Annotated in this window: 16 protein-coding genes and 3 pseudogenes; all 19 read left to right on the forward strand. The window is 59.5% G+C overall.

Annotation, left to right across the window (positions count from 1 at the left end; translation table 11 throughout):
• The first annotated feature begins 9 nt into the window (after window positions 1-9).
• The 19 genes and pseudogenes from EHH60_RS33710 (at window position 10) to EHH60_RS38890 (ending at window position 16,477) form a co-directional block, all read left to right on the forward strand.
• Window positions 10-1,800, forward strand: a complete 1,791-nt coding sequence (locus EHH60_RS33710) for a nickel-dependent hydrogenase large subunit (protein WP_124163593.1) — start codon at window positions 10-12, stop codon at window positions 1,798-1,800.
• 4 nt (window positions 1,801-1,804) lie between these two features.
• Window positions 1,805-2,500 (forward strand): Ni/Fe-hydrogenase, b-type cytochrome subunit, encoded by a 696-nt coding sequence (cybH, locus tag EHH60_RS33715; protein WP_199752369.1) that lies wholly within the window; start codon window positions 1,805-1,807, stop codon window positions 2,498-2,500.
• 30 nt (window positions 2,501-2,530) lie between these two features.
• Window positions 2,531-3,115, forward strand: a complete 585-nt coding sequence (locus EHH60_RS33720; protein ID WP_124163595.1) for a HyaD/HybD family hydrogenase maturation endopeptidase — start codon at window positions 2,531-2,533, stop codon at window positions 3,113-3,115.
• 16 nt (window positions 3,116-3,131) lie between these two features.
• A complete protein-coding gene (locus tag EHH60_RS33725; protein ID WP_036031272.1) occupies window positions 3,132-3,422 on the forward strand; it encodes a HypC/HybG/HupF family hydrogenase formation chaperone in 291 nt (96 codons plus the stop codon).
• A 186-nt stretch (window positions 3,423-3,608) separates the two neighbouring features.
• Window positions 3,609-4,043, forward strand: a complete 435-nt coding sequence (locus EHH60_RS33730; RefSeq protein ID WP_036031275.1) for a hypothetical protein — start codon at window positions 3,609-3,611, stop codon at window positions 4,041-4,043.
• Entirely contained in the window at window positions 4,040-4,897 is an 858-nt protein-coding gene (locus EHH60_RS33735; protein ID WP_199752371.1) for a hydrogenase expression/formation protein, read from the forward strand. The genes EHH60_RS33730 and EHH60_RS33735 overlap by 4 nt, the downstream gene beginning before the upstream one ends.
• Window positions 4,898-4,982: 85 nt before the next feature.
• Entirely contained in the window at window positions 4,983-6,074 is a 1,092-nt protein-coding gene (locus EHH60_RS37295; protein ID WP_158626802.1) for a hypothetical protein, read from the forward strand.
• Window positions 6,067-6,408: a hydrogenase maturation nickel metallochaperone HypA gene (gene hypA / locus EHH60_RS33750; protein ID WP_036031281.1), complete on the forward strand. Its 342-nt coding sequence runs from the start codon at window positions 6,067-6,069 to the stop codon at window positions 6,406-6,408. The genes EHH60_RS37295 and hypA overlap by 8 nt, the downstream gene beginning before the upstream one ends.
• Before the next feature lie 72 nt (window positions 6,409-6,480).
• The gene (locus EHH60_RS38885) at window positions 6,481-6,654 is read left to right on the forward strand and encodes a hypothetical protein (protein ID WP_158626803.1); all 174 of its coding nucleotides are present in this window, start codon (window positions 6,481-6,483) and stop codon (window positions 6,652-6,654) included.
• A gap of 11 nt (window positions 6,655-6,665) precedes the next feature.
• A complete protein-coding gene (hypB, locus tag EHH60_RS33755; RefSeq protein WP_124163597.1) occupies window positions 6,666-7,355 on the forward strand; it encodes a hydrogenase nickel incorporation protein HypB in 690 nt (229 codons plus the stop codon).
• Complete coding sequence (gene hypF / locus EHH60_RS33760; RefSeq protein WP_036031286.1) at window positions 7,352-9,607, forward strand: carbamoyltransferase HypF; 2,256 nt, start codon at window positions 7,352-7,354, stop codon at window positions 9,605-9,607. Before hypB ends, hypF begins: the two co-directional genes overlap by 4 nt.
• 1 nt (window position 9,608) lies before the next feature.
• Window positions 9,609-9,845, forward strand: a complete 237-nt coding sequence (locus EHH60_RS33765; protein ID WP_074448267.1) for a HypC/HybG/HupF family hydrogenase formation chaperone — start codon at window positions 9,609-9,611, stop codon at window positions 9,843-9,845.
• Entirely contained in the window at window positions 9,842-10,984 is a 1,143-nt protein-coding gene (gene hypD / locus EHH60_RS33770) for a hydrogenase formation protein HypD (RefSeq protein ID WP_199752373.1), read from the forward strand. The genes EHH60_RS33765 and hypD overlap by 4 nt, the downstream gene beginning before the upstream one ends.
• Window positions 10,981-12,027, forward strand: a complete 1,047-nt coding sequence (hypE, locus tag EHH60_RS33775) for a hydrogenase expression/formation protein HypE (protein ID WP_124163599.1) — start codon at window positions 10,981-10,983, stop codon at window positions 12,025-12,027. Before hypD ends, hypE begins: the two co-directional genes overlap by 4 nt.
• 381 nt (window positions 12,028-12,408) lie before the next feature.
• Window positions 12,409-13,516, forward strand: a pseudogene (gene ald / locus EHH60_RS33780) (alanine dehydrogenase).
• A gap of 733 nt (window positions 13,517-14,249) precedes the next feature.
• Window positions 14,250-14,453 carry a 4Fe-4S binding protein gene (locus EHH60_RS33785; protein ID WP_036014930.1) on the forward strand — a complete coding sequence of 68 codons (204 nt, stop codon included), beginning with the start codon at window positions 14,250-14,252 and terminating at the stop codon, window positions 14,451-14,453.
• Window positions 14,454-14,781: 328 nt separating this feature from the next.
• Complete coding sequence (locus tag EHH60_RS33790; protein WP_124163600.1) at window positions 14,782-15,414, forward strand: cupin domain-containing protein; 633 nt, start codon at window positions 14,782-14,784, stop codon at window positions 15,412-15,414.
• Window positions 15,415-15,446: 32 nt separating this feature from the next.
• Window positions 15,447-15,761, forward strand: a pseudogene (gene sufC / locus EHH60_RS33795) (Fe-S cluster assembly ATPase SufC); the annotation flags it as partial.
• A 59-nt stretch (window positions 15,762-15,820) separates the two neighbouring features.
• Window positions 15,821-16,477: pseudogene (locus tag EHH60_RS38890) on the forward strand (aminotransferase class V-fold PLP-dependent enzyme).
• Window positions 16,478-16,768: the final 291 nt, after the last annotated feature.

The raw sequence follows: 16,768 nt of genomic DNA on the forward strand, positions 1-16,768 counted from the left end.
GATACGACGGTGGCCGTCCAGACGCCGAACGGGTTCAGTCTCGATCGTTCCGGCAGGCGAATCGTCATCGATCCGCTGACGCGGATCGAAGGCCACCTGCGCGTCGAAGCCAATCTCGATTCCGACAATGTAATCCGCAATGCGGTCTCAAGCGGGACAATGTGGCGTGGCATCGAAGTCATCCTGCGCGGGCGCGATCCGCGCGACGCCTGGGCGTTCACCGAGCGGATCTGCGGGGTCTGCACCGGCACCCATGCGCTCGCCTCCGTGCGCGCGGTTGAAAATGCACTAGGAATCGTGATTCCGGAGAATGCCAATTCGATCCGTAACATCATGCAGTTGTGCTTGCTCGTGCATGATCACCTCGTACATTTCTATCACTTGCATGCGTTGGATTGGGTCGACGTGGTTTCCGCGCTCAACGCCGATCCCAAGTCGACCTCCGCACTGGCGCAGTCTATCTCGCCTTGGCCGCTGTCATCCCCCGGCTATTTCAGAGATTTTCAGATCCGGCTCAACAAATTCTTCGGGTCAGGGCAACTCGGTCCGTTCAAGAATGGCTATTGGGGGCATCCGGCCTACAAGCTACCACCGGAAGCAAACCTGATGGCGGTAGCTCATTATATGGAAGCGCTCGACTTCCAGAAGGAGATTGTCAAGATCCAAGCTATCTATGGTGGCAAGAACCCGCATCCGAACTGGCTGGTCGGCGGCGTACCCTGCGCGATCAACATCGACAGAATCGGTGCGGTGGGCGCGATCAATATGGAACGACTGAATATCGTGTCCTCGATCATCGCCCGCTCGATCGAGTTTGTCGAGCAGGTCTATCTACCCGACATTGCTGCAATCTGCTCGTTCTATAAGGACTGGCTCCACGGCGGTGGTCTTTCGAGCAAAAGCGTGATGTCCTATGGCGACATCCCCGAAAACGCCAATGACTGTTCTGCGAAAAGTCTCAAGCTGCCGCGCGGGGTCATTCTTAATGGCAATCTCAAGGAGATACTGCCGATCGACCATGGTGATCCCGAGCAGATCCAGGAATTCGTCGCGCATTCATGGTATAAATACCCCAGCGATTGCGGTGGGCTGCATCCCTGGGACGGCATTACCGAGCCGAGTTTTAAACTGGGGCCAGAATTCAAAGGCAGCAAGACAGATATCAAGGAACTCGACGAAGGCGGCAAGTATTCCTGGATCAAAGCGCCGCGCTGGCGCGGCCACGCCGTCGAGGTCGGGCCGTTGGCGCGATACATCATTGGTTATGCGCAAGGGAAAGCCGAGTTCAAGGATCCCGCCGAGAGACTGCTCAAGCGGCTCAATCTGCCTCTGACTGCGCTGTTCTCGACCCTTGGCCGTACAGCGGCGCGGGCGCTCGAATGCCAGTGGGCGGCGCATCAGATGCGTTATTTTCAGGATAAGCTCGTAGTCCAGCTCAAGGCAGGCAATACGGCAACTGCCGACGTTAGCAGGTGGCGCCCGGAAAGCTGGCGTAAGGAGGCCAAGGGTTACGGGTTCACTGAGGCGCCTCGCGGTGCACTCGGCCACTGGATCAAGATCAAGGACGCTAAGATCGACAATTATCAATGTGTCGTTCCGACGACGTGGAACGGTTCTCCTCGGGATTCCAAAGGCAATATTGGCGCTTTTGAAGCTTCGCTGATCGGTACCCCGATGGCCGATCCGCAGCGGCCCCTGGAGATCTTGCGCACGATCCATTCCTTTGACCCGTGCTTGGCTTGCTCGACCCACGTGATGAGTCCTGAGGGCCAAGAAATGGCTTCAGTTAAAGTGCGTTAGGTCCATGCTGGATAGGGGGAAGCTCCTCACCGCCGACGATGCGGCACCGACTGATCGCAGCATTGGCGGTGGCGTCGCCCACGTTTATGCGCCGGTGCGACTGTGGCATTGGGCTAACGCGGCGGCCATTCTGGTACTAAGTTTAACCGGCTACCTTATTGGGACCGGCACACCAGCGATGAAGGGAGAGGCAAGCGGCAATTTCCTGTTCGGCTATATCCGCTTTGCCCATTTCGCGGCGGGATATGTGGCCAGCGTTGGCTTTCTTCTGCGCATCTACTGGGCCTTGATGGGAAATGCGCATGCCATCCAGATCTTTTGCGTGCCGCTCTGGCGCGGGTGCTTCTGGCGGGAGGTGTATCAGGAGATACTCTGGTATGCGTTCCTTACAGGGGATCCTGACAGGCGCCCCGGGCACGATCGCCTTGCTCAGCTCGCAATGTTCTTCATGTTTACACAGACGATCACGTTCATGGTCGTCACTGGCTTTGCACTTTATGGGCAAGGTGCCGGTACTGACAGCTGGCAGTACAAGGTGTTCGGCTGGCTGTTTTCAATCTGGCCGAACAGTCAGGACGTCCACACCTTGCATCATCTCGGCCTGTGGGTCATCGTGATGTTTGCGCTGGTCCACATCTACGCGGTGATCCGGGAAGACATCATATCGCGGCGCAGCTTCTTTTCCAAAAAGATCGGCTGAGCGCGGGTTTGGCGATTGACCGGGAAGCGAATGCTCAATCCGAAAGACAAAAAACGAATCCTCGTGCTCGGCATCGGCAATATCTTGTGGGCCGATGAGGGCTTCGGCGTGCGAGTGGTCGAAGAGCTTCATAGCCGCTACGCCGTCGATAATAATGTCACCGTCCTCGATGGCGGCACCCAGGGACTCTACCTCGTCAGTTTTCTTGAACAGGCCGATTGCGTGGTCGTGTTCGATGCCATCGACTATGGATTGCCGCCCGGCCAGTTGGAGCTTGTACGAGATGACGAAGTGCCAAAGTTTACTGGTGCCAAGAAAGTGAGCCTGCATCAGACCGGTTTTCAGGAGGTCTTGAGCGCGGCCGATTTTCTTGGCCGCCGCCCGCGAGAGCTCGCTCTCATCGGCTGTCAGCCACTGGACCTGGAGACTTGGGGCGGTCCTCTGACCGCGCCGGTGCGCTTTCAGATTGGGCCTGCGATTGAACTGGCTTGTAAGCTCCTAGCGCAGTGGGGCTCGCCGGCAAAACCGCGGGGCGCGCCGCTGCCTGCATCAGAACGGCTGTTGGCGAACAATATTGACCATGCGAATTATGAGATGAGGGCGCAGCCCGTCTAGCGGCCTGAGACTGACAATGTGCCTTGGCTTGCCAATGACGATTGCCGAGACCGACGGTATCACGGCGCTGTGCGAGTATGGCAATGAACAGCGGCGCGTCTCGGTCATGCTGCTCGCCGATGTACCGGTCGGCGCCAAGGTGCTCGTTCATATCGACAGCGCGGTGCGGGTTTTGGACGACAATGAAGCAAGGCTGATCTCGGAAGCACTTGACGGGCTTGAGGCCAGCCTCAACGGCCAGGACATCGATCGATTCTTTGCGGACTTGATCGGTCACGAGCCACAATTGCCGGAGCACTTACGCTAGCCGTTCCGCTCACTTGCGCCGACTGAAGGGATCTCACAATTCGAATTCCAATCGCACGTAACGTTTGCCTGGAAAATATCAGGCGTTTCGCCGTTGCTCCGAGCGCGAGTTGCGGCCAGAGCATGATTGGCATGCGCCTTGCTAACCGCCTGCTAGCAGAAGCGAACAATATGAGAAAGGCGTCTGATGAAATTGCAGCCGGAGCAGCATGGTTCAGCGCGACCCCCTCCGTTCGACGTGGAGGGCGTCAGCGTCGATGCGCGCCTAGCCGTGCACGCTCAAGCGACGGTGACTGTGATGCCGCTGTCCGCGGCCGAACTCCGGATCATCCAGCTCGCGTTCTTCCTTCCTAAAGTTGTCAAGAAGTTTCGACAAGGCACGCAAGGCGCAGTGGTGTCCCGCATCGTTAATGGCACACGAGTCGGCAGGCTCGGCCGACGTAGACCGTCGACGCCGAGCCTATGCGCTAGGCACGATGAACTCTGCCTGGTCGGCAAGAGATCGGGCCGTTTGCTCGCGATCAACCGCATCTCCGTACCGATCATTCGGGCACACGCCGCCAGCACTTGGGTCGGCAAGTGCATTGCCTCTCGGTACAGGCAGTGGAACATCGCATCATGAAAACGGCGATCCCCACTGTATCCGGCGGCGCTGAGCGGGCGACGAGCGACCTCGCCACTGGCCCTGCGAGTCTCGATGTATTCCATACCGGCCCCATGAGTGTGCTCGCCCGCCGCGCCTGGGGCGATGCGGACGAGCGTGGAAGGAACTATCCGAACGCCACCTTGCTGTTAGCAAACGCCGCTGCTGCCGTTCGCGGTCAGAGAAGCGGTGCTCGGACACAACTTTACGGGCTCGCAAATCTCAGCGATGGCGAACGCAAGTTGATTGACGAATTGCTCGGAGAAGGTGAGGTGGCCGGCGTGGTTGCGCTGCCAGATGGCTCTTTGGCGCAAATCCGGGAGTCCGTGCTCGCGGGAATCTGGCGCGTGCGCATCGGCGCGGAGCCTGCGCATGAATATGTTGAGGTCGGGTCGATTCCGCAGATTGTGCGGCGTGCCGCAACTGACTTGACGTCCGCCGATCTTGTGATCCGCACGCCGCCGAATGGCGCGATGAACGTTCAACCGGTGCTGGCCGAAATACGCGAGCGGGCGAGGGTCTGGCGATTAGGCATGCACGCCTATGTCATCAATCTGACGTCACTGCCAATGAGCATTATCGACTTGGCATTCCTACAGCAAAGCTTCGGCAATGGACCGGTCCAACTCATGTTGCACGGCTACAGCACCTGCCGAGTGCAGGCGACCGGGATCAGGAATGTCTGGTCCGTGCAGTTCTTCAATTCTACGGACGACATCATCCTTGATACGCTGGAGGTCGGCGGCGTGCCGATTGTTGCGTTGGCTGCTGATGAGGATTTCCAGGACTCAGCCGAGCGCATGCAGGAAATTATCGAGGCGTATTTCACATGAAGACGTCGGCGCATCGGGTGCGATCCCGCAGACGGCGCATGCGCATGGACTATAGCTTGCGCGGGACGATGGCGGAGTGTTGCGCATGAGCCTTGTTGCCCGCAACAAAATCGATGTACGCATATTGCTAGCTGCCGACGTAGTCGCCTCGGTCGAGATCCTGCCGCGAGTCCGGCCGCCGCTGGCGCGCGCGTTCGCCGGAAAGGAGCCCTCGACAGTGCTCAACGTGCTGCCGCGGCTTTTCGCGTTGTGTGTCGCTGCGCAGCAAACTGCATTATTGTCTGCCATCGAGACGGCCCGCGACGAAGTGATCACCCGCGCAACAAGGCAGCAGCGTATTGCACTTATCGTTACTGAGCGCATCGCGGATTTGGCACGGAGCCTTTTTGTCGGACATCTTACGTTAGATGTCGCCAGTGCGGCGGCAATCCGCTCCCTGATGTCGGAATTGTCAGCGTTTGTCCGCTCCGCACAGCCAACCTGGAGCTCCGCTCAACGCGAAGCGACCGCGCGGATTGTCGCTGCGCTGGCCGCGCTCGGTCTATATGAGGGGGAGGCGCTGAGGTCTGGTAGCCCGCTGGCGCTTCGCGTTACGGCGCTTAATGACGTCGACGTGAAGTCAATTCCGGCGGGGCACTCATTCTTGTCTGTTGCTGACGACCCCAACATCACGAAACGGCTGCTCGGGGATGACTCGACGTTCTGCTATTCTCCCGATGTTGACGGACATGTGCCCGAGACGGGTCCATGGGCGCGCCAGATCAGCCGGGATGGGGTCCCGCTGGGACCCTTCGGTGCGGCCGAGCGGCTGATGGCCAGACTTAATGAAATCCTGCGGCTATGTGCCTGGCTCAAGGCCGGCGCTCAGATTGGAGCCGCGGAGCATGGGATTATCGAAAGATATAAGCTAGGGCCGCGCCGTGCAGCGGCCGCGGTCGAATGCGCCAGGGGCCGTCTCTACCACGCGGTTGAACTCGATGCTCAGGGCAGAATATCCCGCTTCGAATTCCTTGCGCCGACGGAGTGGAATTTCCACCGGCGCGGACCGCTTGTTCGGAACCTGCAAGGCGCGGTGCTGACGGCTCGAAGACGCGAAGATGCAGTCCATGCGGTGATTGCATCGCTCGATCCGTGCGTCGCGTTCACCCTCAACCTTAGCGAAGTTCGCGATGCATGAAATGGCGATTTGTCTTGGCATCATTCAGATCGTCGAGGAGAAGGTACACGAGCGATCCTCTTCGCGGGTGCGGAGCATCTGTCTGGAGATGGGAGCGCTGAGTCATGCGGCGCCTGAAGCGATCAGGTTCTGCTTTGCTGCCGCTGCAACGCGGACCGTTGCCGAGGGCGCGGCTCTTAATATCGTCGAACTGCCCGGCGTTGCCTGGTGCATGAGCTGTTCGAAGAGCGTCGAAATTGCTCGGCGCGGTGAGTGCTGCCCTTGCTGCGGCAGCTATCACTTGCAGGTGACCGCGGGCGAACAGATGCGCGTGAAAGAGTTGGAGATCGATTGATGTGTACCATTTGCGGCTGCCACCAAGGGACGCCGTCCACAAAACGCGCCGAGGCGAATGATGCGGAGAGCCATGAGCGATCCCTTCAGGACGATCGCGATTGCCATTCTGCCCTTCCGCCGGGCGACCGACGGCCGCCGCAGTCAAACCACGCTGGTGATCGCTATAAGCGCTGTCCTCGCTCAGCCAATCACCAGGCGCATAACGCGCAGGCGCTTCCGAGCGGCGTCGATCCGCCTGATTTGAGGGGCTGTGGCATGACCAGAACGCGGCTCGTTGAGATTGAGCGCGATATCCTGGACAAGAATAATGGAATTGCGGCGAACAATCGCGCGCTCTTCATAGCCGATGACCTGCTTGTATTTAATCTTTTGTCCAGCCCCGGTGCCGGTAAAACGACACTGCTCGTCCGCGCGGTGTCCGAGCTCAAGTGCAGCCGGTGGGTCGGGGTCATCGAAGGGGACCAGCAGACCTCGAACGATGCCAAACGTATTCAGGCCGCCGGCGTGCCAGCCGTTCAAATCAATACCGGCAAGAATTGTCATCTCGACGCTGCAATGATTGGCGACGCTTATCGCCGCCTGCCGCTGCTCTCGGGCGGTATTCTCTTCATCGAGAACGTGGGTAATCTGATCTGTCCCGCTGCCTTCGATCTTGGCGAAACCTGCAAGATCGTAGTGTTCTCGATTACTGAAGGTGAAGACAAGCCGCTCAAATATCCTGATGTGTTTGCCGCTTCGTCGCTCATGGTGATTAACAAGATTGATCTAGCGTCGCTGCTCGAATTCGACGTGGGCAAGGCCATCGAATACGCCAGACGGGTCAACCCAAAGATCGACGTGATTGTAGTTTCGGCTCGGACTGGCGAAGGCTTTGCCGCGCTCTACGCCTGGATCGATAGACAGGCGGGCCGTCAGAGGCGCGCCTTCGAGGACAAAGGGCGATGAGCGCCGCAGCCACCTGCGACCGAACACGGCTGCGCGTGGTCGTGAGTGGGGCAGTGCAAGGGGTCGGCTTTCGTCCTTACGTCTATGGACTTGCCGTTCGGTACGGATTGGCGGGGTTTGTCATCAATGGCCCTGAGGGCGTCATCATCGAGGTTGAGGGCCACCGTGCCTCGGAGTTTGTCGCCACGTTGCCGCTCGAGGCGCCTCCATTGGCACGCATAGTCGACATCTGCGTTCGCGAGACTACGGCGCTCGCGGCGAAGGGCTTTTCGATCGGGACGAGCGAAGCCGGCAAATTGTCAACGCAGATCGTCGCTGACGCCGCGGTCTGCCAGCAATGCCTCAAAGAGCTATTCGATCCAGAAAATCGGCATTACCTTTATCCCTTCATCAGTTGCTGCCATTGCGGTCCACGCTACACCATCGCCGAACGGCTTCCGTACGATCGCCGCAACACTGTGATGAGGGCTTTTAGTTTGTGCGCCGCGTGCGCGGCTGACTATGCCGATCCGGCAAGCCGCAGGTTTCACGCGGAGGCGATCGCGTGCCCAGCATGCGGTCCTCGGCTTAGCCATGGGATCAGCGATATTGTCGCGGCAATCGCGCGGGGGCAGATCGTGGCGATAAAGGGGCTGGGCGGATACCAGCTTCTTTGCGATGCGCGTAATCAGGACGCCGTGCAGCGTTTGCGCAGGAGAAAGCACCGCCTTCAGAAGCCGTTCGCGGTTTTGGTCGATTCCGTCGAGCGCGTCAGCGAGATCGCGGCGGCGAACGCGCCCGAGCTAGCGCTGCTAGAATCCGTAGCACGTCCGATCGTCCTCCTGCCATCACGCAACAATCTGGCGCCCGCCATAGCACCTGGTTTATCGCGAGTGGGTGTCATGCTGCCCGTACTGCCGCTGCATCACCTCATCTTCCATGCGCTTCGCTCGCCAGGTACACGTGCGGGGTCTAGCCCCGTCATCGTGGCCACCAGTGCCAATATTTGCGGCGAACCGCTGCTGATTGATAACGCGCAGGCATTGCGGCGGCTCAACGGAATCGCCGATCTTGTCGTGACCCATGATCGCGATATCTTGACGCGTGCTGATGATTCCGTGGTTTCGGTGGTGGCTGGCCGGCCGCAATTCCTTCGTCGTGCCCGTGGCTATGTTCCCGAGCCGATCCGCCTTGCGAGAGCCGTCCCGCCCGTGCTCGCCGTTGGCGGCGAACTGAAATCGACCGTCACCATCACCCGGGACAACCAAGCGTTCGTCTCTCAGCATATTGGCGATCTAAATACGGCCGAAGGCATCCGTGCGTTTGAGAGGACGATCCGACACCTAACATCGAGCCTTGACGTGGAACCTGTCGCTTTCGCCCATGATCTGCATCCCGATATGGCTTCTACCCGCTTTGCGCAAGAAAATGCTCGCGCGCTGATCGCGGTCCAGCATCACCACGCACACGCTGCCGCAGTGATCGCCGAGCATGGCCATGTGGGACCAGCGCTTGCCCTGGTGCTCGATGGCCATGGCTTCGGCTCCGACGGCGGTAACTGGGGTGGCGAACTATTGTTGTGCGAAGGGACGTGGTCCCGACGCATCGGGCACTTAGCGCCCATGCAGATGCCTGGTGGAGATCGTGCAGCCCGCGAGCCGTGGCGCATGGCGGGCGCAGTATTACACGGGCTCGGCAGGGGTAACGAAATCGGGCAGCGCTTTGCGGCGCAACGGCAAGCCGGGTGTGTGTCGGACTTGCTCGATCAGCCGGGCGGGACCACCACGACCAGTGCGGGACGGTTGTTCGACGCAGCAGCGGCGCTGCTGGGGATTGCGCATTTGCAGAGCTATGACGGCGAAGCAGCGATGAAGCTCGAAGCGCTGGTGCGGCGGGCAGCGATTCTCGAAGCCGGCTGGACGATCGATGGCGGCGTGCTGTCGCTTCGTCCGCTATTTTCGCGGTTGATTGCTGATGACATCGATGCCGCAGGCGGAGCTGGGCTGTTTCATGGCACTTTCGTCGCCGCCTGCGTCGACTGGGTCACGCGCGCCGCGCGGACAACCGGCGTCAATACCGTCGTTCTGAGCGGCGGCTGCTTCCTGAACGCGGTGCTGGCGGACGAGATCCCGCGCGGTTGCAGCGCTGCCGGTCTTTCACCGTTGGTGCCGCGGCGGCTGCCGCCCAGTGATGGCGGTTTGAGCCTTGGTCAAGCCTGGATTGCCGCTCTACAGATTGCTCAACAGTCGTCCGCCAGGGGAGGAACTGCCTGACATGTGTCTTTCGGTTCCGGCGAAGATCGCGAAAATTCTACCCGACGACATGGCTCTCGTGTCGATCGATGGCCTCAGCCTGGAGATATCGATTGCCCTCGTCGACGAGCTCGATGTCGGCGATTACGTCCTCGTCCATGTCGGCTACGCGCTCGCCAAGATCGATCCGACAGAAGCCAAACGCACGCTGGAGCTCCTGCAGGAGCTGGGCAGCGCCGCGCAGGAATGCCGGTCATGAAATATTCTGATGAATTTCGCGACAAGATCATCGCGCAGGGACTTGCGCGTGCGATTGACGCTGAGGTCAGTTCGCAAAGAGCCTATCGGTTCATGGAATTTTGCGGCGGACACACTCATGCGATCTCCCGCTATGGCCTCGAGGATCTGCTGCCCGCGAACGTCCGGATGATCCACGGCCCCGGTTGTCCCGTCTGCGTTCTGCCCGCAAGCCGAATCGACATGGCGATCCGGCTCGTCGACCGACCAGAGGTCACTCTCTGCGTCTACGGCGACTTGATGCGCGCGCCCGGGTCGCAAGGACAGTCCCTGTTGCGAGCCAAAGCGCTGGGCGCTGACATTCGGATGGTCTACTCGACGCTCGACGCTATCCGGCTCGCCGAACAGATGCCGGGCCGCGAGGTGGTCTTCTTTGCCATCGGATTTGAGACCACGACACCCCCAACGGCGAACATGATCCGGATTGCCGAGAGCAAGCGGATGGAGGGCCTGAGCGTGTTCTGCAATCACGTGCTTACACCCTCTGCGATGCACAGCATTCTCGAGAACCCGAAGATCCGCAACACCGGCGGCGTCCCAATTGACGGCTTCATCGGGCCTGCACATGTCAGCACCATTATCGGTACGCAGCCTTACGAGCCGCTGGCAGAACAGTTCGAGAAGCCGATCGTGGTTGCGGGATTTGAACCCCTCGACGTGCTGCAAGCTATATTGATGCTGGTGCGGCAAGTGAATCAACACCGCTATGAGGTAGAAAACCAATACAGCCGTGCAGTGACACGCGAAGGCAATCGGCGCGCCAAGGGCGAGGTGTCGCAGGTATTCGAACTGCGTGATCAGTTTGAATGGCGGGGGCTTGGACTCGTACCCAACAGCGGACTGAAGCTGAAGCGGTCGTATGCAAAATTCGACGCCGAGACGCGTTTTGCGATCCACGACATGCCTGTCGCAGACAATCCGGCGTGCGAGTGCTGTGCGATCCTGCGTGGCGCCAAACGGCCGGTCGATTGCAAGTTGTTTGGAAACATCTGCACTCCGGAAACGCCCATAGGGGCCTGCATGGTGTCATCAGAAGGGGCTTGCGCGGCGTACTGGACCTATGGCCGAGTTCGCGATGAACGGGTGAGGCAGAGGTCATGAGCGTGAAAGCCTATCCACGCAAGCTCGACGTAAAGAACGGGCGCGTTGAACTTTCCCACGGATCTGGGGGCCGTGCCATGGCACAGCTGATCTCCGACCTTTTTCACCAAGCCTTCGGTAATGAATGGCTCGCCCGCTGCAATGATCAGTCGGCGTTTGACGTTTCGGCAGGCAGAATGGTGATGACGACCGACGGCTATGTGGTTACACCACTGTTCTTTCCCGGCGGTAATATCGGGTCATTGGCTGTGCACGGCACGATTAATGATGTGGCGATGTCCGGTGCGCGTCCCCTCTATCTGTCAGCCAGCTTTATCATCGAGGAGGGTTTCCGGTTTTCGGATCTGAAGACGATCGCGGATTCGATGGGCGCGGCAGCACGCGGGGCCGGCGTTTACATCATTGCCGGGGACACCAAGGTCGTCGAGCGCGGCAAGGCAGACGGTCTGTTCATCTCCGTGGCCGGGATCGGGCTTGTGGCCGATGGGCTGGATCTGTCCGCCGACAAGGTAAGGGTCGGGGATCGTGTGCTGGTGTCCGGAAGCCTCGGCGACCATGGGGTGGCGATCATGTCAAAACGTCAGAACGTCGCTTTTCAGACCGAAATCGTCTCGGACTCAGCAGCGTTGCATAATCTCGTAGCGGTCATGATTGCCGCCGGCGGTGGCGGCATCCGGGTGATGCGCGACCCCACGCGCGGCGGGCTAGCTGCGGCTCTCAATGAGATTGCACATCAATCCGACCTTGGGTTCCATCTGCAGGAATCAACCATTCCTGTGAAGCCTGCGGTTGCGGCTACTTGCGAGCTGCTTGGACTCGAGCCGATCCATGTCGCCAACGAGGGCAAGCTGGTTGCGATCGTCGCGCCTGATTCGGCCGATGCCGTGCTTGCTGCCATGAAAGCGCACCCGCTCGCGACCGATGCAGCTGATATTGGTGAGGCGGTGGCTGACGATCACAAGTTTGTGCAGATGACCACCGGTTTCGGCGGTCGACGCGTCGTCGACTGGCTGTGGGGCGAACAATTGCCTCGGATCTGTTGAACAGGGTACGCAGTGTCGATTTTCTGGAAGCCATCAGTGGTCATTGGCCATCAACTCCTGGAGCGCTATCGCTTGATAGGCAATCCTGCCAAACACGCGAAACGCCATCTTTACTGCTTTCGAACTTCGGCAGGCTGTGATTTCGGTCGTTAGCTTCTCTGCGAGCCGAGACCGCAATTCGGAACTATTTATCGCCTATCGCTCAGTGTCGACGGTTAAGCTCAGCGAGCAAGGTCACACGATCCGCTCGGCACGCGTGGGTTTGAAATCCTGCGAAGCCTGTCAAATATCGCTGAATTCCTGCGCCATTTCGGTCGGTTGCGTCGCGATATCGCTGCTCGCTTCCGATAAGAAAGGCCGCGTCAGGCAGGGAGTTATCAAATGAAGGTCGGAGTCCCAAAAGAAATCAAGGCGCATGAATATCGCGTGGGCCTTACTCCTGGAGCTGCCCGCGAATACGTGGCAGCGGGCCACAGCGTGATGATCGAGACCGATGCGGGCGCTGGCATTGGTGCAACCGATGACGATTATCGCAATGCTGGCGCAACGATTCTAACTTCCGCCGTTGAGGTATTCGCCTTGACCGAGATGATCGTAAAGGTCAAGGAGCCTCAGCCGTCCGAATGGTCTCAGCTGCGTGAGAATCACATCCTCTTCACTTATCTGCATCTGGCTCCCGACCTGGACCAGGCTACCGGCCTCCTGGAATCAGGATGCACTGCGATCGCCTATGAGACTGTAACTGATGCGCATGGTGGTCTTCCACTGCTGGCGCCGATGAGCGAGGTCGCGGGTAGGCTTGCGATCGAAGCGGCGGGTAGCGCCCTAAAGCGGAGTACAGGCGGACGAGGCTGCTGATCGGTGGGGTGCCCGGTGTTCAGCCTGCCCGAATCGTGGTGATCGGAGGTGGCGTCGTCGGTACGCACGCGGCACGCATGGCGGTCGGTCTGGGCGCAGAAGTGACCATCATCGATCGTTCGATAATCCGGCTCCGCGAGCTGGACGAGCTATTCGAAGGACGCGTTCGCACCAGATTTTCAACTCGAGTCTGTAGAGGAAGAGGTATTTGCGGCGGATGTGGTGATTGGTGCCGTGCTCGTTCCAGGTGCGAGCGCGCCGAAGCTGGTCCGCCGGAGCATGCTGAGCTCGATGCGCAAGAGGGCGGTACTCGTGGACGTCGCTATCGATCAGGGCGGCTGCTTTGAGACATCACACCCAACCACTCACGCGGATCAAACTTACGAAGTAGATGGCATCATTCATTAGTGTGGCCAATATGCCCGGCGCCGTTCCGCTGACCTCGAGTCAAGCACTGAATAACGCAACTCTGCCGTTTGGTTTGGCTCTGGCCAACAAGGGTTTTTCCGCCGTGCTCGAAAATCCCCATTTGCGCGCAGGCCTCAACGTCCATCGGGGCCGGCTAACTTACAAAGCGGTGGCCGAAAGCCTCGGGCTGCCCTTCTCACCGATCGAACAGGCTGCGGCCTGATCCCAAAGGCCCTCATGGGCGTTTCCTCCGTGACTAAGCCACCCTTTGGGGTGGCTTTTTTTCGGCTACACCCATCGACTGACGCCGCCGGCATCTATTTTGAGCGCGGAGCGTAGGTAGGATCACCAAACGAACACCTGGCTTCAGTCGCCCGCACGAGGGGGAGACAGTGTACTTTTGCCCCATACAGCGGATGTGAATGCCGGTTCTGCCCGCAATACGGGGCAACTGAAAATGCGTTCCGCGGGCCCTGAGAGGGACGCGCATCACGGGTGTGACTGTATCTGGAGCGACCGCCGTGACCTTCTGACTGGCTGTGGCGAGGCGGACTGGTGAGGACCTGCCGGTTGCTGCCCGTGATGCTGTCGCGTAAGCCGCGGCTGTCCCGGTGAGTGGAATTAACAAGATGCGCTCTGGTTTGGACCCGCGGAGAACTTCGTGATGCCGCGCGACGCATCGATCTTAGCCGCGGCACGAAGGCGTTGGGGAGGATCTCAGATCGTCCCCCCTGAGTCTGGAGAAGGTGGTTCACCTGATCTGACTGCTGTGAATCAACCATGCGCAAATCAAAGCATCGAGATCAAGCCGCCACGCCCCTTGTAGGATTTGCGACAGCGTGTCGAGGCGGCGATTTGCGTTATCGAAATTACTCCAGACGAATCAAGCTCAAACTGTCTGGCACAAGACTTGATAGCAAGAAACTGTCCCGCACCTTGCTTATGGAATCGCAGTGATGGCTTACAAGATAATCGCATCCCAGTGCACCGTCTGCGGTGCGTGTGAGTTCGAGTGTCCCAATGCTGCGATCAGCCTGAAGAACGACATATATGTGATCAATCCGTCCCAGTGTACCCAATGTGAAGGGCATTTTGACGCGCCACAATGCGCGGTCGTTTGCCCGGTGCCCGATACCTGCGTGCCGGCAAAGGTAGGGTAGCCGACGAGAGGAGCTCCCGCACGAACATAATGAACACGCTCTCGACACCGCCGCCTTTCCTAACCGTCTCCTGTTTTTCTCACTTGCTAGCCGCGAGCTCGTGGTGACTCACGCGAGCCGCTCGCAGAGCTTGCGGCGGAACGAGCGCACCGCCCCGAGACCCCGGCAAAGGGACAGGAGTGAGCTTTAGTTTTTCTAAATTTTTCTGGCAAAATTTCATCACGACTAAATACAGCAGTCACCGCATTGCTGAAATGCGTCAGCTTTTTACCTTGACTGAAGCCGCGGGCTCGATGCCCGAGGCTGAGATGATGCATGGGAGAGCGACATGGATGGTCGCGGCGATAGCAACGGCCCCAAGGACGCTTCCACGATCGAAGCTGACGATGCGGTCGACCAGCGCCTGGGTGAAACCGTGCGGCTGCTGCGGCAGCGCGCCGGCCTTTCGATCCAGGACGTCGCCAACAAGACCGGCCTGTCGACCGGCATGATCAGCCAGCTCGAACGCGCACGCGCGATGCCCTCGATCCGCACCCTGCGCCTGCTCGGCATCGCGCTCGATGTCCCCATCTCCTATTTCTTCGAAAGCAGCGATCCCGCCGACGGGCAGCGCTACATCGTGCGCAAGACCAACCGGCGGCTGCTGCGGCTCACCGCCAGCGGCGTCGTCAAGGAAGCGTTGACCCCGGAAGGCAAGGGCCAGCTCGAGCTCTACGAGCTCACGCTCAATCCCGGCGCCTCCTCCGGCACCGACTTCCTGCAGCACACCGGCGAGAAGGCGGGCTACATCCTCTCGGGCGGCCTGCGGCTGTGGCTCGACAACCAGGCCCATGTGCTGGAAGCCGGCGACAGCTTTCGTTTTCCGAGCGTCGTGCCGCACATGTTCGACAACCCGACCCAGCAGGTGGCGCGCGTGATCTGGGTGACGACGCTGCGCCAGACCGATTCGCCTGCGGTTTGAGGCGCGCCAAGGGGTGTTCCGTATCCCGTTGAGTTTCCGGCGTGACTACAATGAACTTCCTGCGGGCCGCACTGAACGCCCGACGCAAGGCGCGCGGCGAGCAGGAATTCTACACCCGCGAATTTCTGAAATGAGACGGTTGGCTTAACTTCGCCCAGGACATGCTCAAGCGCGGCTTCAATGTCGGCTTCTTCGGTCGCGAGAAGAAGCGCAACGAAGTTTTGCAGATGGCGCTGTTCGAGCCGAGCCTGTGCGGCCTGGACGAGATCGATGCTGGCCTCGACATCGACGCGCTGCGTATCGTCGCCAACGCAATCAACGGCTTGCGTTCGCCGGGTCGACGGCTCGCAAGGAATGCGTCCATCTGAACGCCGACTTCTGCGAGATCAATTGCGATTTCTAAGTCATGACGGGTCACAAACTGTACAGTCCGACTGGGGTCGGGGTACTTTACGGCAAGTCTGAGCACTGGCCTCGATGTCGCCCTTCAACCGGAAGATGATTCGCGAGGTTGCGTTCCAGTGTCATTTACGGCGATCCGCCACACCAGGTCAAAGCGGGTACGCCGCCGATCGTCGAAGCCCATCGGTTTAGGCGCCGCTGTCGATTACATCAATTCAATAGGCAAGGTGCAGAACCACACGCACGAGAAAATACTGCTCGGTTACCCGGAGGAGTCTCAGGCCATCAACTTCGTGCGCATGATCGGGACTCCGGCCGAGAAGGGCCGATCATTTCGTTTGAAGTGAAGGGAACACATGCGCATGATATTACCGCCATGCTCGACCGCGCCGGTGTAGCCGTTCGGACGGGGGCGCACTGTGCGATGCCGCTGCTCAAGTGTTTCAGCCTGCTGGCGACGTGCCGTGTGTCCCTTGGACTTTACAATACACCGCGACTGCAGTGCTCTGCGATTGAAGGCGGAAGTCGGCCGCAAGCGGGCTGGCCGACATCACCTGCTGCGATGATGATGACGTGCACGATCCCATGCTGCAGAGCTCAACGCGAGCTGCGTCGCCTCGTTTACGCTCGCCAGGTCACGCGAGCAGTTGCCACGGCCTGATAAGGGCACGCACGGGCACATCGATCTCTTCGCAGCATCTGTAGGTTTCAGTAAGTATAGAAGCATTGGCAAGCCTGTCAGAACTGGGCAGGAATTTCAGGCAGAGCCCGCCTTGTTCCATTTCGAACGGGGCCACACCAAGAGTTCTCTGCGAAAGCGGGATGTCGGATTCGCAACAACGCCCGTGTCACCGCACGAGGCGCGCTAAGTAGCTTTGATTGTTACGGTCTTGGTGCTCACGAGACGCTGGCATGCTGGTTGCAAAAGTCTTGGTCAAGAAGCCGCCCTCGC

This window comes from Bradyrhizobium sp. RP6 (assembly GCF_003837805.1).
GTDB lineage: Bacteria > Pseudomonadota > Alphaproteobacteria > Rhizobiales > Xanthobacteraceae > Bradyrhizobium.

Excerpts from the sequence above, each read along its gene's own strand:
- EHH60_RS33730 (WP_036031275.1), top strand. The coding sequence starts at position 3,609 with ATGAAATTGCAGCCGGAGCAGCATGGTTCAGCGCGACCCCCTCCGTTC.
- hypE (WP_124163599.1), top strand. The coding sequence starts at position 10,981 with ATGAGCGTGAAAGCCTATCCACGCAAGCTCGACGTAAAGAACGGGCGC.
- cybH (WP_199752369.1), top strand. The coding sequence starts at position 1,805 with ATGCTGGATAGGGGGAAGCTCCTCACCGCCGACGATGCGGCACCGACT.
- EHH60_RS33725 (WP_036031272.1), top strand. The coding sequence starts at position 3,132 with ATGTGCCTTGGCTTGCCAATGACGATTGCCGAGACCGACGGTATCACG.
- EHH60_RS38885 (WP_158626803.1), top strand. The coding sequence starts at position 6,481 with ATGAGCGATCCCTTCAGGACGATCGCGATTGCCATTCTGCCCTTCCGC.
- hypF (WP_036031286.1), top strand. The coding sequence starts at position 7,352 with ATGAGCGCCGCAGCCACCTGCGACCGAACACGGCTGCGCGTGGTCGTG.
- EHH60_RS33720 (WP_124163595.1), top strand. The coding sequence starts at position 2,531 with ATGCTCAATCCGAAAGACAAAAAACGAATCCTCGTGCTCGGCATCGGC.
- hypA (WP_036031281.1), top strand. The coding sequence starts at position 6,067 with ATGCATGAAATGGCGATTTGTCTTGGCATCATTCAGATCGTCGAGGAG.
- EHH60_RS37295 (WP_158626802.1), top strand. The coding sequence starts at position 4,983 with ATGAGCCTTGTTGCCCGCAACAAAATCGATGTACGCATATTGCTAGCT.
- EHH60_RS33735 (WP_199752371.1), top strand. The coding sequence starts at position 4,040 with ATGAAAACGGCGATCCCCACTGTATCCGGCGGCGCTGAGCGGGCGACG.
- hypB (WP_124163597.1), top strand. The coding sequence starts at position 6,666 with ATGACCAGAACGCGGCTCGTTGAGATTGAGCGCGATATCCTGGACAAG.
- EHH60_RS33785 (WP_036014930.1), top strand. The coding sequence starts at position 14,250 with ATGGCTTACAAGATAATCGCATCCCAGTGCACCGTCTGCGGTGCGTGT.
- EHH60_RS33765 (WP_074448267.1), top strand. The coding sequence starts at position 9,609 with ATGTGTCTTTCGGTTCCGGCGAAGATCGCGAAAATTCTACCCGACGAC.
- hypD (WP_199752373.1), top strand. The coding sequence starts at position 9,842 with ATGAAATATTCTGATGAATTTCGCGACAAGATCATCGCGCAGGGACTT.
- EHH60_RS33790 (WP_124163600.1), top strand. The coding sequence starts at position 14,782 with ATGGATGGTCGCGGCGATAGCAACGGCCCCAAGGACGCTTCCACGATC.